The 26,050-nt window shown below is 57.1% G+C and carries 24 protein-coding genes; 5 read left to right on the top strand and 19 right to left on the bottom strand.

Annotated features, from left to right (window positions below; genetic code table 11):
• Positions 1–76: 76 nt before the first annotated feature.
• The 5 genes from ACR0NZ_RS14470 to ACR0NZ_RS14450 form a co-directional block, all read right to left on the bottom strand.
• Positions 77–2,062 (bottom strand): beta-galactosidase, encoded by a 1,986-nt coding sequence (locus tag ACR0NZ_RS14470; RefSeq protein WP_480519812.1) that lies wholly within the window; start codon positions 2,060–2,062, stop codon positions 77–79.
• Entirely contained in the window at positions 2,059–3,705 is a 1,647-nt protein-coding gene (locus ACR0NZ_RS14465; RefSeq protein ID WP_480519810.1) for an amino acid ABC transporter permease, read from the bottom strand. The genes ACR0NZ_RS14470 and ACR0NZ_RS14465 overlap by 4 nt, the downstream gene beginning before the upstream one ends.
• Positions 3,706–3,769: 64 nt before the next feature.
• Entirely contained in the window at positions 3,770–4,519 is a 750-nt protein-coding gene (locus ACR0NZ_RS14460) for a basic amino acid ABC transporter substrate-binding protein (protein WP_480483651.1), read from the bottom strand.
• Between the two features lie 22 nt (positions 4,520–4,541).
• The gene (locus tag ACR0NZ_RS14455; RefSeq protein WP_480494227.1) at positions 4,542–5,588 is read right to left on the bottom strand and encodes a LacI family transcriptional regulator; all 1,047 of its coding nucleotides are present in this window, start codon (positions 5,586–5,588) and stop codon (positions 4,542–4,544) included.
• Complete coding sequence (locus ACR0NZ_RS14450; protein ID WP_480519808.1) at positions 5,588–6,337, bottom strand: sugar phosphate isomerase/epimerase family protein; 750 nt, start codon at positions 6,335–6,337, stop codon at positions 5,588–5,590. The genes ACR0NZ_RS14455 and ACR0NZ_RS14450 overlap by 1 nt, the downstream gene beginning before the upstream one ends.
• 171 nt (positions 6,338–6,508) lie before the next feature.
• Between ACR0NZ_RS14450 and ACR0NZ_RS14445 the strand changes: the two genes are divergently transcribed.
• Genes ACR0NZ_RS14445 through ACR0NZ_RS14435 form a run of 3 tightly spaced genes read left to right on the top strand, consistent with a single transcriptional unit; the run spans position 6,509 to position 8,792 of the window.
• Positions 6,509–6,745: a family 1 glycosylhydrolase gene (locus tag ACR0NZ_RS14445; RefSeq protein ID WP_480519806.1), complete on the top strand. Its 237-nt coding sequence runs from the start codon at positions 6,509–6,511 to the stop codon at positions 6,743–6,745.
• Complete coding sequence (locus tag ACR0NZ_RS14440) at positions 6,729–7,826, top strand: glucokinase (RefSeq protein ID WP_480519804.1); 1,098 nt, start codon at positions 6,729–6,731, stop codon at positions 7,824–7,826. Before ACR0NZ_RS14445 ends, ACR0NZ_RS14440 begins: the two co-directional genes overlap by 17 nt.
• Before the next feature lie 39 nt (positions 7,827–7,865).
• Positions 7,866–8,792, top strand: coding sequence for a carbohydrate kinase family protein (locus ACR0NZ_RS14435; RefSeq protein ID WP_480519802.1), 927 nt, complete (start codon positions 7,866–7,868; stop codon positions 8,790–8,792).
• A gap of 123 nt (positions 8,793–8,915) precedes the next feature.
• Here ACR0NZ_RS14435 and ACR0NZ_RS14430 read toward each other — a convergent pair whose 3' ends face one another.
• The 13 genes from ACR0NZ_RS14430 to hutI all read right to left on the bottom strand — a co-directional run bounded on the left by ACR0NZ_RS14430 (position 8,916) and on the right by hutI (position 23,235).
• Positions 8,916–9,671: a methyltransferase domain-containing protein gene (locus ACR0NZ_RS14430; protein ID WP_480519800.1), complete on the bottom strand. Its 756-nt coding sequence runs from the start codon at positions 9,669–9,671 to the stop codon at positions 8,916–8,918.
• Complete coding sequence (locus ACR0NZ_RS14425; protein WP_480519798.1) at positions 9,668–10,288, bottom strand: pimeloyl-ACP methyl esterase BioG family protein; 621 nt, start codon at positions 10,286–10,288, stop codon at positions 9,668–9,670. Before ACR0NZ_RS14425 ends, ACR0NZ_RS14430 begins: the two co-directional genes overlap by 4 nt.
• Positions 10,285–11,571 carry an adenosylmethionine--8-amino-7-oxononanoate transaminase gene (gene bioA, locus ACR0NZ_RS14420; RefSeq protein ID WP_480519796.1) on the bottom strand — a complete coding sequence of 429 codons (1,287 nt, stop codon included), beginning with the start codon at positions 11,569–11,571 and terminating at the stop codon, positions 10,285–10,287. Before bioA ends, ACR0NZ_RS14425 begins: the two co-directional genes overlap by 4 nt.
• On the bottom strand, positions 11,568–12,188 hold the full coding sequence (bioD, locus tag ACR0NZ_RS14415) for a dethiobiotin synthase (RefSeq protein WP_480519794.1): 621 nt from the start codon (positions 12,186–12,188) through the stop codon (positions 11,568–11,570). Before bioD ends, bioA begins: the two co-directional genes overlap by 4 nt.
• Positions 12,185–13,318: an 8-amino-7-oxononanoate synthase gene (locus tag ACR0NZ_RS14410; protein WP_480519792.1), complete on the bottom strand. Its 1,134-nt coding sequence runs from the start codon at positions 13,316–13,318 to the stop codon at positions 12,185–12,187. The genes bioD and ACR0NZ_RS14410 overlap by 4 nt, the downstream gene beginning before the upstream one ends.
• Positions 13,315–14,295 carry a biotin synthase BioB gene (bioB, locus tag ACR0NZ_RS14405; protein WP_209507670.1) on the bottom strand — a complete coding sequence of 327 codons (981 nt, stop codon included), beginning with the start codon at positions 14,293–14,295 and terminating at the stop codon, positions 13,315–13,317. The genes ACR0NZ_RS14410 and bioB overlap by 4 nt, the downstream gene beginning before the upstream one ends.
• Before the next feature lie 114 nt (positions 14,296–14,409).
• Positions 14,410–15,258 carry a carboxylating nicotinate-nucleotide diphosphorylase gene (nadC, locus tag ACR0NZ_RS14400; protein WP_480519790.1) on the bottom strand — a complete coding sequence of 283 codons (849 nt, stop codon included), beginning with the start codon at positions 15,256–15,258 and terminating at the stop codon, positions 14,410–14,412.
• The gene (locus ACR0NZ_RS14395; RefSeq protein WP_480519788.1) at positions 15,255–16,823 is read right to left on the bottom strand and encodes an L-aspartate oxidase; all 1,569 of its coding nucleotides are present in this window, start codon (positions 16,821–16,823) and stop codon (positions 15,255–15,257) included. Before ACR0NZ_RS14395 ends, nadC begins: the two co-directional genes overlap by 4 nt.
• A gap of 6 nt (positions 16,824–16,829) precedes the next feature.
• Complete coding sequence (gene nadA / locus ACR0NZ_RS14390) at positions 16,830–17,879, bottom strand: quinolinate synthase NadA (protein WP_480519786.1); 1,050 nt, start codon at positions 17,877–17,879, stop codon at positions 16,830–16,832.
• A 142-nt stretch (positions 17,880–18,021) separates the two neighbouring features.
• Complete coding sequence (hutU, locus tag ACR0NZ_RS14385) at positions 18,022–19,704, bottom strand: urocanate hydratase (protein ID WP_480477051.1); 1,683 nt, start codon at positions 19,702–19,704, stop codon at positions 18,022–18,024.
• Positions 19,701–20,495: an N-formylglutamate deformylase gene (gene hutG, locus ACR0NZ_RS14380; RefSeq protein ID WP_480519784.1), complete on the bottom strand. Its 795-nt coding sequence runs from the start codon at positions 20,493–20,495 to the stop codon at positions 19,701–19,703. The genes hutU and hutG overlap by 4 nt, the downstream gene beginning before the upstream one ends.
• The gene (hutH, locus tag ACR0NZ_RS14375; RefSeq protein ID WP_480519782.1) at positions 20,492–22,030 is read right to left on the bottom strand and encodes a histidine ammonia-lyase; all 1,539 of its coding nucleotides are present in this window, start codon (positions 22,028–22,030) and stop codon (positions 20,492–20,494) included. The genes hutG and hutH overlap by 4 nt, the downstream gene beginning before the upstream one ends.
• Complete coding sequence (gene hutI / locus ACR0NZ_RS14370; RefSeq protein WP_480519780.1) at positions 22,027–23,235, bottom strand: imidazolonepropionase; 1,209 nt, start codon at positions 23,233–23,235, stop codon at positions 22,027–22,029. The genes hutH and hutI overlap by 4 nt, the downstream gene beginning before the upstream one ends.
• An 82-nt stretch (positions 23,236–23,317) precedes the next feature.
• Between hutI and ACR0NZ_RS14365 the strand changes: the two genes are divergently transcribed.
• Positions 23,318–24,682, top strand: a complete 1,365-nt coding sequence (locus tag ACR0NZ_RS14365) for a formimidoylglutamate deiminase (protein WP_480519778.1) — start codon at positions 23,318–23,320, stop codon at positions 24,680–24,682.
• Here the strand turns inward: ACR0NZ_RS14365 and ACR0NZ_RS14360 are convergent.
• Positions 24,679–25,227 (bottom strand): HutD/Ves family protein, encoded by a 549-nt coding sequence (locus ACR0NZ_RS14360; protein WP_480519776.1) that lies wholly within the window; start codon positions 25,225–25,227, stop codon positions 24,679–24,681. The genes ACR0NZ_RS14365 and ACR0NZ_RS14360 overlap by 4 nt on opposite strands.
• 67 nt (positions 25,228–25,294) lie before the next feature.
• Between ACR0NZ_RS14360 and ACR0NZ_RS14355 the strand changes: the two genes are divergently transcribed.
• Positions 25,295–25,996 (top strand): GntR family transcriptional regulator, encoded by a 702-nt coding sequence (locus tag ACR0NZ_RS14355; RefSeq protein WP_480519774.1) that lies wholly within the window; start codon positions 25,295–25,297, stop codon positions 25,994–25,996.
• Positions 25,997–26,050 lie beyond the last annotated feature (54 nt).

The following is a 26,050-nucleotide window of genomic DNA, read 5'->3' as shown; positions in this document are numbered from 1 at the left end:
ACTTTCTGCGCCCATCCGTCAGTCCAAAAGTGACAGTTTTCGAAATTCTTATGTCCAGTTTCACGATTTGACACGTCTAAGCTGAATTATGAGGCGCCGCATTCTCCCGCCAAACGGTAACGTCCCTTGGATTGACCGGATCTGAACCAAGCAAAATTTGACGAGCACGATCAACAGGCAAAGGTTTTGAAACGTCACTGAAATTGAACGCGTAGTAGGTCGAGCCGCGTTGGGTTATGCGCATATCGGGGTCGCAAGGCGTTGCATTTATCCCAGCCCAGTTCAGTACCTCACCGACAATCGCCTGCAAAAGCTCATTTCGCGGAACCATTGCCAGATAGGTCGTGCGGTCAGAACGGATGACCGCTGGGCTGGCATCACAATAAGCGCTCTTGAAGCGGGCCAATACGTGCTCTTTGGTCTCGATGATTTCACGCCAGCCGGTGAATTCAAATTGCTGCCCATCGTGAAGAACTACAGCCTCCTGCGCAAATGAAGGGAGTGATTCGACGCGCGTGACACGGATACCTGTTAACTTTGCCAGTTCGCCCGGAGCCAGATTGGAAGGAGTGTTCATCCCGGATGTCTTGCTGCCGGAACGGGCACCTATCAGTATCTTGGCTCCCGAAGCGTCAAGCTTGTCTGCAAGGTCAGCCGTCACGATCATGCTTTGCGGTAATACGATGAGGGCATAGCCGCTCAGTTCATCTTCAGGGCCAACAAAATCAAGATCGACCCCAAAACCACGAATAGCAGTGTGCCACTCGCGAAAAATCTGGACATTGGGGAAATCCCTGTCATGCGGCAGGATATCCGCCGCCCAGATCGAGGTATAATCCAGCAGCATTGCAACCCGCGCTTTTGCCCGCCTCTCGGGTGGCAAAATGGCGCGATCCTTTACGATCTCAGCCAATTCAACAGCGGCCTGATCCAGGCTGCCATCTGACCGCAATATCGCTGTATGGTATTGTTCTTGAGCAGATTTTGCCTGTCGCCAGCGAAAGAACATCACGGCTTGCGCGCCATGTGCATAGGCCGCCCAGGTCCAAAGCCGAACCATCCCCTCTGCCGGAGAGGGGTTCTTATCGGCCCAATCTACCGGACCCGGCTGCTGTTCCAGAACCCACATCCGACCGCGCCCCTGACTGCGATACAAATCACAATGAAATCCCTGATAGTCCGGTGCGCCGGTGCGCAGATAACGGCGCTTTTCTTCATCCGAAAGGGAAGAGCCCAATAGGTTCCCCAGCGGGTAACTGTCGAACCCGACAATATCCAGATCAGCAGCCACGACGTGGTGATCGAACTCGAAACTGCCTGCCATAAAGTTATGGGTGATATCCCGGCCCGGCGCATATTTGCGCAGAACATCCACCTGCGTTTTGTTGAACAGACGAACTCGATCGGAAGAATAGCGCGCGAAATCCAGCGCGTGGGCTGGATTGGGCATGGCGACCAGCCCGTTGGGCAGTTCGATCTGACCAAACCGTGAGTAAAGCGACCCCCAGAAAACGGTTCCCCACGCGTCGTTCAATACGTCGATTGCATCATATCGTTCCTCCAACCAGTTCTGAAAACCAGTCCGCGCGGCATCGGAATAGCTGAGAACTGTATCGTGGTCGTTATACTCATTGTCGATCTGCCACGCTTGTACATACGAATTCTGACCATATCTGCGAGCGTATTCAGTTGCGATCCTTTGCGCCTCGGCCAGATAGACCTCACTGGAAAAACAATAATGCCTGCGCGAACCGAACCCTCTGACCCGACCATCCGGCCCTACAGGCAGGATTTCGGGGTACTCATCGATCAACCATTTGGGGGGGGCGGCAGTTGGGGTGGACATCATAACCCGCAGACCGGCTTGCCCCAAAATCTCAATCACCTCATCCAGCCAGTCCCAGTGGAACTGACCGCGCGCGGGTTCGATCAGGCCCCAGGTGAATTCAGCAATCCGCACCCAATCCAACCCCATATCTGCCATTCGGGCGGCATCGTCTCGCCATTGCAAAGGGTCCCACTGTTCGGGGTAGTAACAAACCCCAAGTTCCAGCGCGCTCATCGTGTGTCCTTTGCCGTGCGTCGTTCGATCCACTTCAGGAAACTGGCGCAGCCGAGTGTGAGAACGACATACAGGATTGCTGCCGTGTTGAAGGGGGCAAAGGGCAAAAAGCTAGCCGCCTGAAATTCGCGCATCCTCTGGGTCATGTCGCGGACGGACAGGATAGACAGCAATGACGTGTCCTTGATCATCGCGATGAACTCGTTGCCAAGCGGTGGAGTTACAATCCGAAGGGCTTGCGGCAGAACAATAAGCCGCGCCGTATGCCATCGCGACAAACCCAGAGAGCTGCCCGCTTCCAATTGGCCTTTCGGTATCGCCTCGATCCCGGACCGGAAAATTTCGGCCATATAGGCGGAATAACCAACCGAGATCGCGATGATCCCCCGTGTCATATTGGTCATATCGATTCCACCGCCGGTAACATCCTTGACTGCGCCCGCCAGCGGCAAACCGATATAAAGAATGATTACCAGCATCGGAATGCCGCGTATCGTATCCACGAAAAACTCGGCCCCGACCGCCAGCGGGTGCAGTTTATGCTGAGCCCCGCCGATGGTCAGTGTCAGCAACAAAAACCCGAGCACGGCAAATGCCAGGGCCGGATTGCGGTACTTATCGGGTAGAAATCTTGTTTGCCACAGGACCGGATAACCTTGTGTATGGGCATCGGCCGGGACAAAAGCGCCCGAGACACTGTCGACCGTTTCGATCTGTTCAAGCGCGGCAGTGGCATCGGTTGCGCTGCGGATGCGATATTGCTGACCGTCGGCCCCTTCGAACTCACCAAACCGGATAACGTCAGCCTGCGCCTGCGGCGTGCCGCGCACAACCGCGATACGCCCTTCGGTGCTGCCCACCAGAACAAAGCTGACCTGCGGCTGCATGAAGAAAAAGGCTGAGGCTGCAAGCAATGCCAAACTGATCGAACCATAGACGACCGTCGTACGCGCCTTTGGTTTAAACGATTGCAACCCGACCCAGACCAAACCAAGAATGGCCGCGAAGATATAGGCAAATATGGCCGCGCGGAATGTAATGGCCACCCCGGTCGCGAACTGCCAATGAGCCATGAACATGAGATAAAACAGAACCGCGCCTGTGAGACACTCCAACCCCAACAAGACGCGCCCGCGCCAGGGCGGCTGCAAACGTGCCGAAATTAGGCATAGTGCGACGACAGCCGCGTAAACCGCCAGGAAAACTTGTAATCCCGTCTGAACCTTGGCGATCACGCCCGGAAACAGTACCCAGGTCTGACTGGATCGATCGATAAGGGGTGATGTGTTTTCGCTGAGCGCATGGAAGAAGACCGACTCGGCAAATGGCATCAGAAGCAGCGGAGAAACAAAGCTGATGACCAAAAGCGCCGCAGAAGCTGGGAACGCGGCAAGCGCGCAGAATCGCAACCAGCCGGGGGAGTTTTGTGAAAACCGCACGTAGCGTGCGCAAAGATATCCAAGGATCGCAACGGTCGCAATCAGCAGAAATCCAACAAAGATGGGCCCCGCGTCGGTGCCGATCCCCAGAATTGCGACCAGAGACCGCAAGTATTTTGAGGATGTGGCGAACAGGTAGATAATAAAGGGCGCTGCTGCGAGCAACACCAGGTTACTCGGGCGGATCGTGCTGAGGCGCAACATGGAACTTCTCCGCTAAGACAAGGCCCGGCAGCGCTGGCCGCCGGACCGGAAGGGCGCTAATGGATCAATTGGTGCCCCAGTATTTGGCTGTCAGTTCGTCCAGCGTTCCATCCTCCTGAATGGCTTTCAGACCGGCGTTAATCGCATCCACCGTCGGATCGCCTTCTTGAAACACGATACCCAATGGATCGGATTGCAAGCCTGTGATGCCAACAGTCAACTCGCCCGCAAATTCCTGTTCATAGGCCGCTGCCGATGTGCCATCGATGATCACGCCCTGCACGTCCGCGTTCTGAAGCGCCAGAATGGCGGCCGAGAAGTTGTCGTAAAGGCTGACATTCTCGCGCCCAACAAGCTCTTCCGCCAATTGGGCGTTGGTCGTCGCAGTTTGCGCGGCCAGTTTCTGGCCACCGGCTTTGAAATCCTCAAGTGTCATGTCAGCATTATCGACCTGCAACAGAATGGCCTGGCTGACAACGATGTAAGGCTCGGAAAAGTCCATGGTTTCTTCGCGTTCCGGTGTGATCGACACGCCCGAGATAACCAGATCGAACTCACCCTGCTGAAGGGCCGCAAAGATACCATCCCAGGCGGTGTTTACGAAATTGGGGACGCAATTGACCTTCGCGCAGATTGCATTCATCACATCGACGTCAAAGCCCACGATCTCACCGGTTGTTTCATCCACGGTTTCCATCGGTGGGTATGTCGCATCGGTTCCGATTTTCAGAACACGACCTTCCAGGTCGGCAGCAAAGGCCGCTGGAGCCATCAGTGTTGTGAGTGTTGCAGCGGCAAGTAGGTTTTTAAACATTTTCAGGTACTCCTTTGTTGGATCAGGTGGTTTGCGCCGCATCGGGCGCCGGGGTGTCAGGTTGCCGCTCGATCAATGAGGCCCTGATCTTTTTCTGAATCTCGGACGGATCGACCCCGTCCAAAGCTTTCAACATGAACTCACCCAGCAGACGGCTTGTTTCAGCAATCGGCAAGTAATAAGTGCTGGGTGGCGGTACAAAATACTGGCTGAGCTTCAAGTCGTCGTTCGAGATGACCACAACGTCCCTTCCAACCTGCACTCCGGCTTTATCGGCAGCTGACAGCGCCCCAAGGGTTATGGCCTCATTAGCGCAGATGATGGCGCTCGGCGGTTTCGGCAACTCCATAAGCGTAGCAAATTTCTGCTGACCGGATTCCGCGGTGGTCGGGCCGGTGGGAACCAGTGTCGGGTCGAACTCCACACCGCATTCTGACAGCGCATCAGCATAACCCCTGCGGCGTTGCTGCGCATAGATCAGGTCATCCGGCGGGTTTATCAAAGCGATGCGGCGATGCCCCAGCCCAAGCAGCCTGGCGGTGGCATCATAAGCCGCTGCCTGACTGTCGAGATCCACATAAGGATGCGGTTGGGGGCTGTCGCTCATGCCGTATGTGACAAAAGGAAAGCCCTGCCCCTGCAGATACGCGACGCGTTCATCATGAACACGCGTGCCGGAAAAGATCACGCCATCAGCCTGCCCTTCCTGCACGATGGACTTCAACGTCTGCACCGCAGCCTCGCCATCACATGTGCTGAATACGCTCAACTGATAGCGCGTTCCTATTAGCGCATTGGATATTCCGGCCAGAATACGCGTAAACTCTACACCTTCCCACTCTTCCGCAGCATCGTTCGAAACACTGACCATGACCCCGATTCTATAGGATTTATTGGTGCGCAGCTTCAGGCCATCCAGATTCACCCGGTATCCCAGATCCGACGCAACTTTCTGAATCTCTTCCCGGGTTTCCCGTTTCACCGATACGGAATCCCGCAAAGCATTCGAGACTGTGCCAACGGAATACCCAGTACTTCTGGCAATCGATTTTATCGTCGCCCGCGCCATCACCCAAACCCTGCCAATTGTTCCGTCAAAAATGACCGACCCGTTTGCAGGGTGCGCACGTGATCATCGGTTTCGTCATGTTCGACAAACAGGTCCGTGCAGTTGGTCGAGGCAAGCGCACGCAGGGTTGCGTTCCAGTCAACTACGCCTTCGCCCAAATCGCGCCAGCGCGCGTCACCTGTTCCGCCTGCTGGGTCGATATCCTTTGCATGCACGGACAGGATTCGATTGGCGTGGCGGCGGATCGCGTCCGCCGGATCCAGACCAGCCGCAACCAGCCAACCGATATCTGGTTGCCAAAAGACATCTCCGCCGGCAAGGATCAGGTCAAGAGGTGTGTCACCAGCCTCACCGCTAAGATCAAAATCGTGATTGTGATACGCCAGGCTGATATCATGATCTGTCAGCTGATTTGCCCATTTGGACAACTGGCCCGACACCACCCTCCATCCCTCGGCAGTGTCGGGCCGCACCTGGGGCGCCAGCCAAGGCATGACAGCCACCCGGCATTCCATTAGGTTTAATACTTCGACGATATCCGAAAATCGCCCTTCGAACTCTTCCCAATCAAAATGTGCAGACCGAACATTAAGGCCTGACCCGTAAATAGTGCCCGCCATCTGAGCTGGGGTCAGGCCGTGCAAGCCAGTGGTTTCGACATCTGAAAAACCGCAGGCCGCAACCAATTGCAGCTGATCTGCAAGATCACCGCATTGCCGCACTGTGTAGAGTTGGGCAGAAACTCGCATCCCTCACCTTTGAAACGTTTCAAATATGGTGAATTACGAGCTGTATCCTTGTCAAGCGCCGTATTGATTCGATCCGTACGCCAGCTTTGAATAAGGCTCCGAGCCTTTGCCTAAAACCCAGATGGGGTGGGAAATCGAGCCATTTCCCGCAACCGATTTCTGATCCGAACAATGAAGGGCTATACGAGCGAGCCACCAATCTGTATCACCAAAAACGGTATGGCGCGCGCAGAACGTCTTCAGAATGATAATCGCATGGATTATCTCGACCGACACCTGGCTGCCGTAAGGGACGTTTTGGCACAAGATGTTCTGGTAAAGGGCTGTTTTGTTTGGTCACTACTGCGACAAATGCGAATGGGCCTTCGAATGTGGAAAAAGGTTTGGACTGGTGGACGTGAATTTTGAAACGCTTGAGAGAACACCCAAAGCGTCTTTCATGGCGCTAAAGTCTGCCCATTCCGGGGGTCAGAACGTCTCTCAGCCGTTAGCGCAACCATTCGGTGCGGTGCATGAGCATTGGAATCTGGTTGCTGACATAGGGGGCACCAACACGCGGCTGGGCGTGGTTACGAACGGAGAGCTGACAGACCTGCGCAAGCGCCCAACGGGGACACTGGAAGATCTGCTGGAAGCGTTTCACGCGCTTCGGGATGAAATCGGAACAAATCCACAGGCGGTCGTGGCGGCGGGCGCAGGCCCTGTCCGGAACGGCACGATTCGGCTGACAAATGCCAATCTGGACCTGTCCGAGGCCGAATTGGCAAAAGCCACCGGTGCCAGCCATACGTTTGTAATCAATGATTTCACCGCTGCCGCGTGGTCGGTGGCAGAAGTAACCCAGAAAGATGTTGCCGTCTTGCAAGGTCACGCGACACCGCCCGCAGGCACGCGATTGGTGGTGGGTCCTGGCACCGGGCTTGGCGTGGGAGCGTTGCTGTTTTCCGAGGGCCACTATCACACAGTCTCCGGAGAAGGTGGGCATGTGGGTCTGTATCCGCGTCACCGCGACGAAGTTGACATCTTTGAAGCAGCCCGCAGCATTGCGCCTGAGTGTTTTTTTGGTGACAGCCTCGCACTGGAAGCTGAGATGTTCCTGAGCGGTACGGGCTTGCCTATCCTATATCAAGCGATCGGGCTGGCGGCAGGCCATATACAGACACCAACGCGCTCGGCGAAAGACATTCTGCTCGATGCCCGCGACCGTTCTGACCCCATCGCGGTACAAGCCGCTCGGATGTTCAACACCCATCTGGGGGCTTTGATGGGCGACATGGCTGTCACACTGATGCCTTCGGGCGGAGTGTTTCTTGTTGGCGGCGTCGCGGAAAAGAATCGCTGGTTATTCGGCGAAGAGTTCCGGGAAGCGTTCAACGGCGGTGGCCGTTTCAGCGAGCTGCGCCGCTCGTTGAACCTGTATGTCTCCGAGCAAGCAGAGTTCGGCATTATCGGGGCGAACAATTTCTGCAAGAACGCTTTGATGCGATAACAAGTCTCCCTGACAAAATACTCTGAAAAGGACTACGAAATGATCCTGTGCTGTGGTGAAGCCCTGATCGACATGATTTCCGAGCCGACAGTGTCGGGCGAACAAGGATTTGTACCGCACACAGGTGGGGCGATATTGAACACGGCGGTCGCAGTCGGTCGTCTGGGTGTTTCCGTCGGAATGCTAACCGGCGTGTCGTCTGACATGTTTGGCCAACAAATTACAAAGACGCTGAATTCAAGCCATGTTGACACGTCACATGTGATTATCTCTGACCGCCCCACGACCCTTGCCTTCGTACAGCTAAAAGACGGTCACGCCACTTACAGCTTTGTCGATGAAAACACCGCCGGACGAATGCTGCAACCCGAGGACATGCCGGACCAGCTAACAGCCGTGTCCGCCCTGTATCTTGGGGGTATCAGCCTGGCATGTGAACCCTGCGCGGATGCCTATGCCTCACTTCTGAATCGCCACGGAGCGGATCGCGCAGTGATGTTGGACCCGAATATCCGACCGGGATTCATCAAGGACCAGACCCGGTATCGGACCCGCCTGAACCGCATGATCGCACAGTCCGATATTGTGAAGGTTTCAGACGAGGATCTTGACTGGATCATCCCGGGAGCCGAACCCGAGGGTGCCAAAGCGTCTCTTTTGTTGCAAACCGGCCCGTCAGCCCTCATCGTGACCAGGGGTGGCGACGGAGCGAATGGGTACCTGGCCGATGGTTCCAAGGTTTCGGTTCCGGTGAAACCTGTTCAGGTTGTCGACACAATCGGCGCGGGCGACACCTTTAATGCTGGGGTTTTGACCGAACTCAACCGCGCAGGGAATTTGACAAAGCAGGGGCTGCGCAATCTGACCTCCGAAAGCTTGCGGGCGGCCATGACGTTGGGCGCAACTGTTGCCGCAGTAACAGTATCACGCGCCGGGGCAGAACCGCCCTGGGCACACGAAATTTGATTGTCGGCAAAAACCCGAAAAATCGAACTGGTGACAATCGCATCAAGTCCGAGGGCCGTGGCTGCGGAGTTTGCGACCGCCTGGCAGGCTCACAAATTACGTTAGGCCACGGCAGAAAAGTATCTATCGCTTCCGGGCAATGATCCACACGGGATGATATGTCAGCGAGACCCCGCGATCCGTGCCGAACTCCTTAGCGTATACGTTTTCGAACCGAGCCAGCGTGGACTTGGTCCATGTTCCTTGCGCCCTGCCGTTTACACCTGTTCTTCGCAAATACCTAAGAACCTCGCGAGGCGTATCGAAGTAGGTTCGCCTCAGGCTTTCACCAACGGCCAATTTCTGCATCGGGCCGTCGACAGCAGCGGCAAGAGCAGCCGGAGTAGTAAGACCCGGTGCACGCGCAGCTGATCCGATCGCGCTAAGCTCTCGATATTGCTGAGGGCCAAAACCCGAAACCGCCAACCACCCGCCGGGCTCCAGCGCGTCCATCGCTCTGTGAAGCAATTGCAACGGGCTTTCCATCCATTGGATCATCGAAGCCGAGACGATCAGATCAATCCGGGAGGGCCAGTGAACTTCACGCGCATCACCGGCAATGAACGTGGCCTTTTCCGCATCCGCTGTTGCCTGAGCCTGTGGTGCGATGTCGTTCAATATGAAGTTTGGCAGGTGAAAGCTTTGTCGCATCAGACGGGTCAGATGCCCTGTGCCACATCCCAGCTCGAAGACAGTTTCAAAGCGGTCCGGAGCTCCGGCACGACGCAGTTCAGACACCAGCTTGCCTGCGACCCAGGCTTGTTGACTTGCTGTGTCGTGGTAGGTTTGAAAGCTTCTGCTAAAGCTCCGCTGCACCCTGTCTGCCAGTTGCGCTGTCATGATACCCAACTCGCCCAACTTTGCCCCGGTAGGAATGGTACGTGCGGCGCCGCCACACGCTCGACGCGGGCCGAGGTTGAGGCCCATGCGGCTTCTTGGGCCGTAGTCGGAATGATCCGGTCGTTTGTGGGTATCCACACCCTGTCAAAACCCGGATCAGGGGCAGGCCCGCGCTGGATCACGGAAAAAAGCTCTTGCTTCGCCGCGACTATATCGAGTTCCGGGGGCTCACTTGGCAAACCTGCACGGCGGCAGAACTTGGCGAAGCTGCGCTCGGAAAGCTGAGCCGCTGTTGCCTTGATCATGTCGGGCGCAATACCACGTTCCGGGCACGCAGGGTGCAAAGTGCCGCTGATGGCGATCAATCGGTCGGGACGAAAGCCCGAGCACGCCAGCCAATGCGCAGCCGACGAGACACCGAAGGAAAAGGCCAGCATATCAATGTGATCGAAACGGGCGAGATCAGGCAGGGGATCATCGAGACTGATGTAGCCTTCCACCAACAGAGTATTTCCGCCCCCCGTAAGACCCCGGAACGGAGCATCGCCCAGTGCCCATCCACCAAACACAAGGGTCAGAGTACTGTCATCTGATTGCGCCAGCCAACGGCTTTTCATTTCTGCCCCCCAGCCAGAGCAAGCATCGCGGACGTTACCCTGCTCAGTTCGTCAGGTGAAATAACATAGGGAGGCATGCAATAAATATTGCGAGCAAACGGGCGCAACCACACACCGGTTTCCGTAGCCAACCCATGTGCGATGGAGGGGTCGACCCGCTCATCCATCTCGATGACGCCAATTGCGCCGAGCACGCGCACATCTGTAACACCGGGCAAATTGCGTGCGGGCGCGAGTTCGGCCTTCATCTGCTGCGAGATTGATGCAACTTCCTGCTTCCAGTTTCGCTGTTGCAACTGGTCGAGGCTCGCCACCCCTGCCGAACAAGCCAGAGGGTTGGCCATGTAGGTGGGACCGTGCATCAAAACTCCGGCCTCACTTTCACCGATCCCGCGAGCGACGGCCTCAGTCGCGATAGTGGCGGCCAAGGTGATATGCCCACCGGTCAGCGCCTTGCCAAGACACAGGATATCCGGAACCACCCCGGCGTGATCCATTGCAAACATCTCGCCGCTGCGTCCGAAACCGGTCGCGATCTCATCGAAGATCAGCAAAACGTCATGCGCATCACACAAGGCACGCGCCCCACGTAACCAAGCGGGGTGATAGAAATACATCCCACCTGCGCCCTGCACCACCGGTTCAAGGATCAGTGCGGCTATTCTGTTCCCTTTGTCGTTCAGCAGCGCCTCCAGCGCCTCCAACCCGTTCTCGGAAGGATCGTCGAGCCACACATCGCCAAATTGAATGTGAGGGCGTGGCAGAAAGTGCTGGATCGACAACGCACCGCGAAACAGGCCATGCATCCCGTTGACGGGATCACAAACGCTCATCGCCTTCCATGTGTCGCCATGATAGCCACCACGGATCGTGGCAAATTCAGACCGTTCGCCCCGGTCTTTGGCAATCTGGTACTGGACTGCCATCTTCAACGCGACTTCGATCGCGACCGAGCCGCTGTCACTGTAGAAAATGCGATCCAGCCCAACTGGCAGAAGGTCGACCAACCTGCGGCCAAGTTCCACGGCGGGTTCGTGGGTCAGACCGCCAAACATCACATGCGGCAGTGTATTCAGCTGCTTTTGCATCGCATCTATGATGGCCGGGTGCCTGTGCCCATGCACCGTACACCACCAGGACGACATTGCGTCGATCATTCTGACGCCATCAGCACGTGTCAGCCAGACACCTTCTGCCCCGGTAATCAGGTGCATCGGGCCAGGTTCAAGCACATGTGTATAAGGGTGCCACAGATGGCGCGCATCAAATTCCAACGGGGTCACAGGAACCTCCGAATGGTCGCCACATCAATTGCCGAAAATGCACTGTTCAGGCTCTGCGGTGTCAGGTCGCTCAGAAATGGCAGGCGTCCCAGATGATGCACTTTACACATCTCGACGATGGTTTGCTCCACGTCCGGCACGGGGTCACCCACGAATGCGACGCCGACTACCTCGCAGCCAACAGCCCGAAGCGCCATCAGAGACAATGTGGTGTGGTTGATCGTTCCCAAGGCGGTGCGCGCAACAAGAACAACCGGAGCCTGCCATCCGGCAATCAGGTCCAGAAAGAACGACTGGCGGTTCAGCGGCACCATAAGGCCCCCTGCGCCTTCGACAACAAGAGGCCCGTCCACTTTCGGAATTTCAAGACGCGAGAGGTCAATCTCAATACCCATGTCTTCGGCAGACAGATGCGGTGAAGCGGGCATGTTCAGCCGGTACGCTTCGGGCAGGACCTCGGCACCGCTCAGCGCGCTGACGGTTTCAGTGTCCGTAGCATCCTCAAGACCAGACTGAACAGGCTTCCAGTACCGGGCCTGCAAAGCTGCCGCCAGACCAGCCGAAAACACGGTTTTTCCAACACCTGTGTCGGTTCCGGTAACGATCAGCGCGCTCATGCGGCCTCCGACTGACAGATTGCGATGGTTGAAAACAGGGTCGAGATATCCTGAAGGGTGACATTTCCGGTAATCGAGACGCGCAAACGGGATGTGCCTTTTGGGACAGTGGGCGGGCGGATGCCCCGAACGTCAAAACCCTGCTGCTGCAAAGTGGCCGCCATCGCCATTGTGCGCTCGTCATCTCCCAGTACAACCGGGATGATCTGGCTGTTCAACGCGGCTGCGGGCAACCCCAGTTGCCGTGCGGCGTCATGGGCATGGCGCATACGTTCATGCGCGCCTTCAATCAGGCTGACATCCTCGGCCAGTTCCCGTAGCGCAGCACGAACCAGAGAAGCGTTCAAAGGCGACGGAGCGGTCGCAAAGATGAAGGGACGAGCGCGGTTGATCAGGGTATCAATCATCACGCGCGGACCGCAGATCAGCCCGCCTGAGACACCAAGCCCTTTACCGCAGGTATGCAATGTCAGCAGATCAGCGTTCAGGTCATGCGCGAGACCCCTGCCTCGCTCTCCGAAAACGCCGGTTGCGTGGGCCTCATCAACAACCAAAACCGCATCAGCTTCGCGCGCAAGTACGGACAGGTCTTCCAGCGGCGCCAGGTCACCTTCCATGGAATACACGCTTTCGACGGCAATCCAGACCTGACCCGAACCGCCTGTAGATTGCCAGTCGCGCAATACGTTGCGTGCATCCGCAACGTCATTGTGGCGGAAGGCACGCAGGTCTGCACGGCTGGACCGCATGCCTTCATGGGCGCTCGCGTGAACCAGGGCGTCATATAGGACCAAATCCTCAGCCGCTGGCAACGTGGAGAAGATCGCCTGATTGGCCTGAAACCCGCCTCCCATGAACAGCGCGGCCTCAGCTCCAAAGAATGCGGCCGCTTCCCGCTCCAGCGCTTCATGTTCAGGGTGGTTGCCCCGCAACAGACGCGAACCTCCCGAACCTACAGGCACACCCCGCGACAACGCATCATGCGCCGCACGTTGTAACACTTGAGAACCGGCAAGACCCAGATAGTCATTCGACGCGAAATCCAGCCCTTGCGTCGGGATCAAGGCCCGGCGGCGGTGCCGGGCTTGAAGCGCATCAAGCATCGATTCCAGTCGGTTGACTGCTTTCATTCGGCAGCTTCCGTGCAGTTTCGCGTTTCGGCTTTTTCGGCCTGAAGACCAAGTTTCGCAAACAGGACCGCGTCGGTGTCTTCTTCGGGGTTTTCTGCTGTCAAAAGCGTTTCGCCAACAAAGATCGAGTTGGCACCGGCGAAAAAGCACATCGCCTGCATCTCGTCACTCATGTCGCTGCGCCCGGCAGAAAGCCGCACATAGGACTTGGGCATCAGAATGCGGGCCGTTGCAATGATCCGCACAAAGTCGATCGGGTCAATCGGCTCGGCGTCGGCAAGCGGGGTATCAGCCTGCGGCATCAACATATTGATCGGCACCGAGTCAGGTGGAGGCGTCATGTTGGCCAATGTCAGCAACATGTCGATACGGTCGCCAGTATGTTCACCCATCCCCAGAATGCCACCCGAGCAAACCTTGATCCCGGCTTCCTGTACCCGGTTCATCGTGTCAATCCGATCCGCAAAAGTACGGGTGGTGATGACTTCGGAGTAATAGCGTTCCGAGGTGTCAATGTTGTGATTGTAATAGTCCAAACCGGCGTCGCGCAGCTGAACCACCTGGGTGTCGTCGAGCATACCCAGCGTCATGCAGGTTTCCATGCCCAGTTCCTTGACGCCCTCGACCATCGCGACCAGCGCATCCATGTCACGCGCCTTTGGCTCGCGCCACGCCGCCCCCATGCAGAACCGGGTCGCGCCACCATCGCGGGCTTTCTTGGCCTCGGTCAGAACGCGCTGAACCTCGATCAGCTTCGATGCGGGCAAGGTTGATCCATTGCGGGCTGATTGCGAGCAATAGGCGCAATCCTCGGCGCAGCCACCAGTCTTGATCGACAATAGCTTCGAGGTCTGGATCTGGTTCGGATCAAAGTTTTCGCGATGCACGGTCTGCGCACGAAACAAAAGATCCATCAGCGGAAGATCGTGAATAGCTTGCGCAGTTTTACGGGTCCAGCCGGAGTGTGGGATGATCATTTTATCTATAAAACTCTTTGCAGCTTGCGTTGCTGTGGATTTATTATCGATAAAACTTGAATACGCAACTGTGTTGGCGCAAACGATCTTAAATCAAGCGGAAATGCCGCGCCTTCAGAAATCGAGCCCCAGATCGACGGTGCGGGCAGAATGCGTCAAGGCACCGGACGAGATGTAATCCACCCCTGTCGCCGCGATCGATGCGACCCGTTCCAAGGTCACGTTGCCGCTGGCTTCGGTCTTCAACCGCCCACCCACCATGGCAACCGCTTCGCGCAGCATGTCATTGTCCATGTTGTCCAGTAAAACAACCGAAGCCCCGCCAACGTCCAGCACTTCGGCAAGCTGGTCCAGTCGATCAACCTCAATCTCGACCGCCATCATGTGACTGACCTTTGCCTTAGCGGCTTCAAGAACCTTACGGATGCCGCCTGCCGCAGCAATGTGGTTGTCCTTGATCAGGATCGCATCTGACAAGGAATAGCGGTGGTTGAAACCGCCACCGTGCAGCACGGCCTGTTTTTCCACGATGCGCAGACCTGGCGTTGTCTTGCGTGTACAGGTCATACGGGCTGTTGTGCCGTTGGTCTGCTCCACAAATGCGGCTGTCATTGTGGCAATACCCGTCAGGCGACCGGCAAAGTTCAGAGCGACACGTTCGCCGGACAGGATCGATGCGGCAGAGCCCTTGATGGTCATCAGCGTATCACCGCGTGCGCAACGCGAACCATCCTTGATCCGCACGTCAACCTCAAGCGACGGATCCACAAGCCGGAACGCGATTGCAGCAACTTGCATCCCCGACACAACAGCGTTTTCGCGTGCGTTCAGGCTGGCTGTATAGGTTGTTTCCTGTGAGATCACAGCGCGGGTTGTCACATCACCGTAGCTTCCCAGATCCTCCATCAGCGCAGCGCGGACCACGGGTTCGAGAATCAGATCCGGCAGGATTGCATATGTCATGACAGTTCCTCGCAGGCTTTGGCCCGAATGCTCATTGCTTCGGACAAATACATCCGGGACCGCTCTCCGGGCCCATCATTGGCTTTTGGAAAGTCGGATCGCTTGTGCGCACCGCGGCTTTCTTCGCGCTGCAAGGCTGCGGCAGCGATCAAGGTCGCGGTTGCACACATGTTGCGAAATGACGGGCAGGCATCGTGCTGCGCCTCCAACTGCGCTATAGTTTGCAGAGCACGGATTAGGCCCGCCCGGTCCCGGACAACGCCCACGTCGCGCGTCATGGTTTCGCGCAACTCCTGGATAGATTTTGTTGTGTCCGGGGACATTACCTGAACAAACTGCAATGCAACGGGGTCGGCATTTGACACCACCGGAACGGATGCCCCGATACTTTCGGCGCAGATGCGTGCAAAGACAAGCGCCTCAAGCAACCCGTTCGAGGCCAACCGGTTGGCACCGTGAAGGCCTGTCGAAGATGCCTCGCCGCAGACCCAAAGCCCGTCAAGTGTCGCGCGACCGTCAGTGTCGGTGGCAATACCGCCCATGTGATAATGCGCTGCCGGTGCGACCGGAATCGGTTCGTTGACCGGGTCGACGCCGTTGCGCGCGCAGTATTCAGCAACTGCCGGGAACAGGTCCGTTATCTTCGAGCCCAATGCGGTGCGGGTGTCCAGCTTGGGTCGGTTACCTGCCTGCACTTCGGCAAAAATTGCACGCGCGACGACGTCTCGCGGGGCGAGTTCTGCGTCCGGATGAACGGATAACATGAACCGCTCACCCTTATTGTTGATCAGGGTCGCCCCTTCGCCGCGCAACGCTTCGGTTGCCAGCGGTGCCGGATCTTCACCAACATCCATTGCCGTCGGATGAAACTGAACGAATTCGGCGTCAGCAATAAGTGCACCAGCACGCGCGGCCATCCCGATGACCTGCCCGCGAATGCGCGCCGGGTTGGTCGTCAAGGCATACAACCCGCCAGAGCCACCCCCGGCAAGCAACACAGCAGGCCCGCAGAGCGTAACGGGCTCGGACCCCGTTTCTGATGCGTCCTGAACCGTGACACCAGTCACCCGACCGTTGGATACGTCCAGCGCCGTGGCAAGGACACCTTCCAACACCTGAACCGAGGGCGTTTCATGCACCCGTTCGATCAGGGCAGCCATGATTTCACTACCTGCCTGATCCCCTTTCACCCGTACGACACGCGCGAAGCTATGCGCCGCTTCGCGTGACAACACATAACTGCCATCCTTGGTGCGATCGAATGGCGTGCCCAATGTCGTCAGGTCGAGGATATATTGACGCGCCTCGCGCGTGACCAGATCGGCAACAGCCGGAACGACTATGCCAGCGCCAGCCATTACGGTGTCCAGGCTGTGGCTTTCCGGGCTGTCCGACAAATCCATTGCTGCGGCCACACCACCTTGCGCCCATGAGGAACTTGCACCTTCACCCAAAACATCGGGTGAGATTACAACCACTGGTCGCGGCGCGAGCTTCAGTGCTGCATAAAGCGCACCGATGCCAGCCCCCACAATAATGACGCGATCCGTGGTGACTTTGGTCATTTCAGATCAAATGCCAAGCTTGCGGGACAGATCGATCATCGCCTGAACGGATTTGCGCGCATTTTCAGCCACATCTTCGGCGACCTCGACCTGCCCTTCCATCGTGTGCAGGGAGTAGAGGATCTTTTCAAGCGTGATCTTCTTCATATACGGGCACATGTTGCATGGCCCGACAAATTCGACCTCGGGCAATTCATCGGCAATGTTGGATGCCATCGAACACTCGGTGATCAGCATCGCCTTTTTCGGCTTTTCATCGTGCACGTATTTGATGATGCCGCTGGTCGAGCCGGAATAGTCTGCCTCGGCCACCACATCCGGCGGGCATTCAGGATGCGCGATCAGCCGTGTTCCCGGGTTCCATTCGCGGAAGTCGCGCAGGTCCTGTGCCGTGTATTGTTCATGCACAATGCAAGAGCCGGGCCAATACACCACGTTCTTGTGGCTTTGATTGGCAACATTTCGCGCCAGATACTGATCCGGTGTCATGATGACCGTATCACTTTCCATGGCGTTGACGATCTGAAGCGCGTTCGAAGAGGTGCAGCAGATATCCGAAGCTGCTTTGACCTCGGCAGTGGTGTTTACATAGGACACAACCGGCGCGCCGGGGTATTTGGCGCGCATTTCATCGATTCCCTCAGCGGTAATCGATTCTGCCAATGAACAACCGGCTTCCATGTCGGGCATCAGAACAGTCTTCTGAGGGCTGAGGATCTTCGACGTCTCGGCCATGAAATGAACACCGGCCTGAACGATCACATCTTCTTCGACCTCACTAGCCTTGATCGCAAGCTGCAAACTGTCCCCAACGAAATCGGACACACCGTGAAAAATCTCGGGCGTCATGTAATTGTGACCAAGAATCAAGGCGTTACGTTCTTTCTTGAGCGTATTGATGGCCCGCACGTAAGGCGCGTAGATCGCCCAATCCGGTGGGCTGACCACGCGATCCATGCGGGCAAACGTGTCTTTCATCTCATTGGCCAGAGAGGCCGATGGGGCAAGGTCATAAACGCCCGAAATCACCGAGCGGACATGTGCAATATCGAGCAACGGGTAGCCACCTTTGTCAGTTGCCTTCAACCCCTCGGGGCTGCTGAACGGCTTAGCCCTAGCCGAAACAGTACCGGTTCGAAACCGGAAAATGTGACGTTAGCGCTAAGGCAAACCGACAAAACAAAGGTTGGCGTGGTAGTCAGCCCAAAATGCCCGGCAATCGCAGCCCATGTTCACGCGCGCAGGCTTTCGCGTCCTCGTACCCTGCGTCCGCGTGACGCCAGACACCTGACGCGGGATCATTCCAGAGCACCCGTTCCAATCGCTTGGCCGCGGCATCTGTTCCGTCTGCACAGATGACGACGCCCGCATGCTGGCTGAAGCCCATACCAACCCCGCCACCATGATGCAGCGAAACCCAGGTCGCACCCGACGCCGTATTGACAAGCGCGTTCAGCAGCGGCCAGTCCGAAACAGCATCCGAACCGTCCTTCATCGCCTCGGTCTCGCGGTTGGGTGAGGCAACAGAGCCACTGTCGAGATGGTCTCGGCCGATGACGACCGGAGCTTTCAATTCGCCGTTTCTAACCATCTCGTTGAACGCCAGCCCAGCCTTGTGGCGATCTCCCAGCCCGATCCAGCAGATCCGCGCTGGCAAGCCCTGAAACGCAATACGCTCCTGCGCCATGTCCAACCAGTTGTGCAGATGGGTATTGTCGGGGAACAGTTCCTTCATCTTGGCGTCGGTCTTGTAGATATCTTCAGGGTCACCGGACAACGCACACCAGCGGAAGGGTCCGATACCCCGACAAAACAGCGGGCGAATATAGGCGGGCACGAAGCCGGGGAAGGCAAAGGCGTTCTCCAACCCTTCATCCTGCGCAACCTGTCGGATGTTGTTACCGTAATCCAACGTCGGCACGCCCGCGTTCCAGAAGTCCACCATTGCAGCGACGTGCTGCTTCATCGAAGCACGTGCAGCCTTTTCGACCGCCTTCGGTTCACTTTCGCGCTTGTCTTTCCATTGCGCCATGGTCCAACCAAGCGGCAGGTAGCCATTTACCGGATCGTGGGCACTGGTCTGATCCGTGACAATATCGGGGCGCATCCCGCCAGCTTGCATCCGAGCGTATATTTCCGGGAAGATTTCAGCGGCATTTCCCAACAGACCAACAGATTTCGCTTCGCCCGCCTTGGTCCAGCGATCAATCAATGCCAGCGCTTCATCCAGCGTCTCGGCCTTCTCGTCCAGATATTTAGTGCGCAAGCGAAAGTCGATGCTGTCCGGGTTGCATTCCACGGCCAGACAACAAGCCCCTGCAAAGACAGCGGCCAGAGGCTGCGCGCCGCCCATTCCACCCAGCCCCCCGGTCAGGATCCACTTACCTGTCAGGTCACCGCCATAATGCTGACGCCCGGCCTCGGCAAAGGTTTCATAAGTGCCCTGCACGATGCCCTGTGTACCAATATAGATCCACGAGCCAGCGGTCATCTGGCCGTACATCATCAGACCTTTCTTATCGAGCTCGTTGAAGTGGTCCCAATTGGCCCAGTGCGGCACAAGGTTCGAGTTTGCAATCAATACGCGGGGTGCATCGCTATGGGTGCGAACAATGGCAACCGGCTTGCCGGACTGGACGACCAGAGTTTCATCCTCTTCCAGATCTTTCAGGCTGGCAACGATGGTGTCAAAATCCTTCCACGTCCGTGCCGCGCGGCCAATCCCGCCATAGACCACCAGCTCATGCGGGTTTTCGGCCACGTCAGGATGCAGGTTATTCATCATCATCCGCAACGGCGCTTCGGTCATCCAGCTTTTGGCGTTCAGTTCAGGTCCGGTGGGTGGAAAGATGTCACGGGTGTTTTTGCGAGGATCGGTCATCGGGCAAGCTCCAATGCTGTGTCATTGAGGACGTCTAGAATGTCTTTCAACCAACGCCGGAGACGGGTGGCTTTGGCGGTGTCAAAAGTCCAGGGTGGCGTTTCTGATGTCAGGTAGGTCGACTGCGCCAACTCCATCTGGATCGCGTGAATACCGTTATCCGGGCGTCCGTAGTGCCGTGTCGTCCACCCGCCCTTGAAGCGCCCGTTCAAAACGGTGCTGTAAGGGGATGAAGAGGCGAATTCATGAGCAATTGTTTCGATTTCCGGTGCACAGGTCATCCCGTTATTTGTGCCAATGTTCATGTCGGGCAAAACGCCGTCGAACAGAAAAGGAATGTGACTGCGGATTGAGTGGCAATCATACAGCACAGCGATTCCGTGGATCGCCTTCACCCTTTCCAGTTCGGCCAGCAAAGCGGCATGATATGGCGCATGAAATGCGTCACGTCGTTCAATGGTATCTTTTTCAGTTGGAAGGATGTCCCAGATATCCTGCCCGTCGAAATCCGTAAGCGGCACCAAGGTCGTCGTGTTTTGGCCAGGGTAAAGAGAAGTACCGCCTGGGTCACGATTGGCATCGATCACATAGCGATGAAAGGTGGCCCGCACCGTGGTAGCACCGGGCAAAAGCCCGTCGTAGAGCATGTGGATGTGCCAATCCGTATCTGTCAGCGCCCGACCCCGAGCATTCAGTTTGGCATCAATCGCCGCAGGCACATAAGTGCCCGTGTGAGGCAGGCCCAAAACAATTGGACTACCACCCTGAACTACCTCGACCGGATCAGTCATGCGCCAAGCTCCGGCATGGCGACACCGGTGCTTTCGGCAATCTCACCGCTTGCAATAAGGGCCGAGGCTGCTTCTATGTCATTTGCCATGTATCTGTCATCTTCTAACGCCGGTACAACCGAACGCAGGCGCGCCATGACACCTTGAAGGCTTTCACTGGTTGGCAGCGGCGCGCGATATTCAACCCCTTGCGTTGCACACAGCAACTCGACCCCAAGGATACGCTCCAGATTGGTCACCATTTGCCCCAGCCGCCGCGCACCATGGGCGGCCATTGACACGTGATCCTCCTGATTGGCCGAAGTTGGTGTTGAATCTGTGACGCAAGGATTGGCCAGATGCTTGTTTTCGCTCATCAGCGCGGCTGTCGTGACTTCGGCAATCATCAGGCCAGAGTTCAATCCGGGGTTGGGTGTCAAAAAGGGAGGCAAATCAAAGCTGAGTACCGGATCGACGATCAGCGCGATACGCCGCTGCGCAATCGCCCCGATCTCGGCCACCGCCAGAGCAATCATGTCGGCGGCAAATCCGACCGGTTCTGCATGAAAGTTTCCGCCTGATACGATCAACCCGGCCTCGGCCAGAACCAGAGGGTTATCGGTGGCGGCGTTGGCCTCGGTTTCCAGGGTTACTGAAGCCTGACGCAGCACATCCATCGCGGCGCCAACAACCTGCGGTTGGCAGCGGATGCAGTACGGGTCCTGAACCCGCGTATCACCGTCCCGGTGGCTCTCGCGAATGACCGACCCAGCCAGTAGCGCGCGCATGGTTGCGCCCGCTTCGATCTGGCCTCGGTGACCACGCAAGGCGTGAATTTCGGGTTGCAAAGGCGCGGTAGACCCCATGATCGCATCAGTTGTCAGGGCTGAAGTGACCAAAGCGCTTTGCGCCGCCCGCCACGCGCCGAAAAGCCCCGCCAGCGCAAACGCCGTGGAAAACTGAGTGCCGTTGATCAGTGCCAACCCTTCCTTGGGGCCAAGTTCGACCGGGGTCAAACCTGCCGCTGCCAGTGCGTCGCCGCCAGGCATGGCTGTACCGCCAAACTCAGCTTCACCCTCGCCCATCATGACGGCTGCCATGTGCGACAGTGGTGCCAGATCGCCCGAAGCACCAACAGACCCCTGTGCCGGGATCACCGGTGTCACGCCTGCGACAAGCATCGCTTCCAGCAGGTCAATCAGCTCCAACCGCACACCCGACGCGCCACGTCCGAGGCTGAGCAGTTTGAGCGCCATCATGAGCCGCGCAACAGCACGCGGGATCGCTGGTCCAACGCCACAGCAATGGGACAAGATCAGGTTGCGTTGCAGCGTCGCGGTATCCTCGGCCGCGATCTTGACGCTTGCCAGTTTTCCAAAACCCGTATTAACCCCGTAAACGGCGGCTTTACCAGTCGCCGCCTCAATAATGCGAGCGTGCGCCGAGGCTATGGCGGGCCTGCAAACCGGGTCCAGCCGAACGGCGCATTCCTGGCGGAATACCTGTTCCAGCTGCGCCAGAGATACAGCACCGGGAGTTAACGTCAGAGTGGTCAAAATGCGCCTCCGAATATGCGGGCGTGAAGGGGATTAAAACCGATGCGGTAGGCAAGCTCGGCCGGGTGGGTGACATTCCAGACGGCCAGATCCGCCCGCAGGCCCTGAAAGATCCTGCCGCAGTCTCTCAAGCCCAGTGCACGCGCGGCATTCACAGTGACACCTTTCAAAGCTTCCTCAGGTGTCATTCGAAACAAGGTGCACCCCATGTTCATTGCAAGCAAAAGCGATGTCATCGGAGCCGAACCCGGGTTGCAGTCGGTCGCAAGGGCCATTGGCACTTCGTACATGCGCAACAGGTCAACAGGCGGTTGTTGCGTCTCGCGCAGGGTGTAGAAAGCCCCAGGCAGGATCACGGCCACCGTGCCTGCCGCTTCTATGGCTTTGACACCGCTTTCGTCCAAATACTCGATATGGTCGGCAGAAAGCGCGCCATAGCTTGCAGCAAGTTTCGCGCCACCCAGGTTGGACAGTTGTTCGGCATGCAATTTGACCGGCAGTCCTAGTTCCTTGGCAACGTCAAACAGTGGCACCAGTTGGTCGGGCAGGAAGGCAATCCCTTCGCAAAATGCGTCAACTGCGTCTACCAAACCCTCGGCATGAGCCGCGCGAAGCGTCGGAATGCAAATCTCAGCAATGTACGCCTCGGGCCGGTCTTTATACTCGGCGGGTACAGCATGAGCGCCCAGAAAGCTGGTCGCTATGCGCACCGGGCGGCTTTCCTGCAGGGCCCGCGCGGCGCGCAGCATGGTCAACTCAGTTTCTTGATCCAGCCCATAGCCCGATTTGACTTCGATCACCGAGACCCCTTCGGCGATCATCGCGTCCACGCGCGGCAGAGCCTGCGCGATCAAATCCTCTTTACTGGCCGCACGTGTGGCTTTCACGGTCGAAATGATCCCTCCGCCTGCGCGGGCCACCTCTTCATAGCTGGCACCGTTAAGGCGCATCTCGAACTCAGCCGCGCGGTCGCCGCCATGCACCACATGGGTATGGCAATCGATCAGAGCCGGCGTCACCAGCCGCCCGTCCAGCGAGGTTTGAGAGAACGTCGCGTATTCTTCCGGTAACTGCGTCTTCGGACCGACCCATGAAATCCGGTCGCCACGCACGACAATCGCCGCGTCTTCGATCAATCCGTATGCATCCGTACCAACCATTGTAGCGGCGTGCAGATCTGTAAACAGATGATCGTGGGTTTGCATTCGAATCCCTCTTCGGTGCAATTCTCTCTTTTCTGGTACAGGTCTTTATGGCATATGTCTATTCATAAAACCGGAGGTGGGAATGACGGTCATATTCGCAAAACGGGCCTTTCTGGCAGCCGGCTGGGCAGAAAACCTGCGAGTCGAGATCAAGAATGGTCGTATCGCGCATCTGACAACCGACGCGGTCGCGCAAAACGGCGACACCTGCGTTGACACTCTCCTGCCCGCTTTGGGCAACCTTCACAGCCATGCCTTTCAGCGCGCCATGGCGGGAATGACCGAATATCGGTTGGCTGGCCGTGACAGTTTCTGGACTTGGCGCGATCTGATGTATCGTTTCACAGCCCACCTGAGCCCTGACCAAATTCAGGCCATCGCCGCGCAAGTCTATGTTGAGATGCAGGAGGCCGGGTACGCGTCGGTCGGGGAATTCCATTATCTGCACCACCAACCGGACGGGCAGCCCTATGACAGGCTTTGCGAACTCAGCGACCGGATCATGGCCGCCGCCGCCGAGACCGGAATTGGCCTGACCCATCTGCCCGTTCTGTACAGCTATGCAGGAGTTGGAGAAAAACCGCTGGAGGCCGGGCAGCGACGCTTTGGCAATGATGTGGGCCGTTTTTGCGAACTTGTCGCTCAGGCGCGGGAAGCGCTCGGCAATCTTCCCGACGACTGTCGCGTCGGCATCGCGCCACATTCCCTGCGCGCCACGTGTCCGCGCGATATAGCGCAGGTGGTGGCATCACAAAATTCCAGTCCGATCCATATCCACATTGCTGAACAACCCAGAGAGGTTGAGGAAGTGCAGGCTGGCCTTGGCGCGCGTCCGGTCGAATGGCTGCTGGATAATGCCCCGGTTGATTCCAACTGGTGCCTGATCCACGCAACCCATATGACCGACGAAGAGACTCGCGCCATGGCCCACAGCAATGCCGTTGCCGGTCTGTGCCCGGTGACAGAAGCCAACCTGGGCGATGGGCCTTTCAATGGCCCTGTCTATTTGAATGCAGGCGGCGCTTTTGGCGTGGGATCAGACTCCAACGTGTTGATTTCCATGACCGAAGAGCTCCGCACACTCGAATATTCGCAACGACTGCGCGACCTGTCACGTAACGTGCTGGTGGTTGGTGAAGGTTCTGTCGGACAAACCCTTTACCGCGGCGCAGCTATTGGCGGCGCGCAGGCGCTAGGCCGCAATGCGGGGCAAATTGCCGAAGGAATGCTGGCTGACCTTGTCGCCATTGACAGCCAAGCCCCTGCCCTTTTCGCATTACAGCCCCACCAACTGCTGGATGGTCTAGTCTTTGCCGCCAAAGATAGTGTCGTAACTGATCTTTGGTCCGCAGGCCGACACCAGGTTCAAAACGGGCGTCACTTCCTGCGGGACAAGGTCGCGCGTAACTACAAACGGGCAACAGGTGAACTTCTGGCTGAGCTTTAGCTGGGGGTCTTATTGAAACTCACGCGAAGGATCTTAGAGCCCACAGCCGGACTGACCGTAACGGCGGCGTTCAGCGTCATTGCGTCTCCGGCCACCAGAGGCGTTTTGTCTGACATATGGGCCATTCCCGAGGCGACAAAGATAAACTCGCCCGCTGTCGCCTCGAATTCCTGATCATTTGCAAAAACGTTCACTACCACAACGACGTCCTTTGGATCGTAGATCACATTGAACGCACGACACGGCCCGTCCAACAGCCGCGCATTCAGCGCGAGCGCCCCGTCGAACGAAAGCGGCAGCAAAGGGCGTGCCGTTAAAACGCCGCTATCGCCGAGCAAATCAAGCCCTGCCCCTTCGATGATCGTGTGTACGCGCGAAATCCCTGGAAATCGGGAAAATGGCCCATCCCGATCGATCCGGGCCACACTAATACGCCAGGCGACGTGCTCGCCGACCCGCTTCGCGGCAAGTTCGGTAGTTACACCGCCACCATTGGCCCATGGCGTAACCGCGCAATCCTGCAATCTGATAAGGTTCTGGGTCAAATTCTTTGCATCTCACCGTTAACCTAGACATAATACTAATAAGTTCAAAAAATATAGTGAGCACAATGTGAACGAGCAGAAAAACGTCGGCTTCCAGGATGTCCGCGATGAAGTTCTGAATCGCATCCAGACCAGAATCTGGCCGCAAGGCAGCTTGCTGCCTACCGAACTGGAGCTTGCCGCCGAGTTCGGTTGTGCTCGTGCAACTGTCAATCGCGCTCTGCGTGAACTTGCTGATCAGGGTATTGTCACACGGAAACGCAAAGGCGGCACGCGTGTGGTCACAACACCGGTCAAACAAGCCCGACTGCCTATTGCAGTAGTCCGGCAAACCATTGAAGATATGAATGCCGAATACCGATATGCGTTGGTCAACCGTACGCTGATAGATTGTCCGGCATGGCTACAAGCCAAACTCGGACTGCCCGAGGGTACGCAAATTCTGCATTTGCGCTGTATGCACCATGCCGACAATCGCCCCTTCCAGTACGAGGAACGATGGATCAATACCGCCGCAGTACCGCACGTCATGGATGAAGACTTTCTGACCACCGGTCCTAACGAATGGTTGCTGGCCGAGGTTCCTTTTTCGAACGCGGAAATTGCATTCTCAGCTGTTCCGGCAACCGGTCCGCTTCAGGATTTTCTTTCCGTTCCGCCCGGCACCCCTTTGTTCCAGTTGGAGCGGACAACGTGGTTTCGAAAAACCCCGGTCACCTTTGTGCGCATGACCTTTCATCAGGGTTATCAAATGCGGACTACGTACTGAGGCCGTATTCGTTATTGGTGATCCCGCCGAATGCCAAAATCTCGATCCGCTACC

This window comes from Ruegeria sp. AE3 (genome assembly GCF_056542225.1).
Note: the sequence above shows the minus strand (reverse complement) of the source record. Positions and strands in the feature narration are given on the sequence as shown.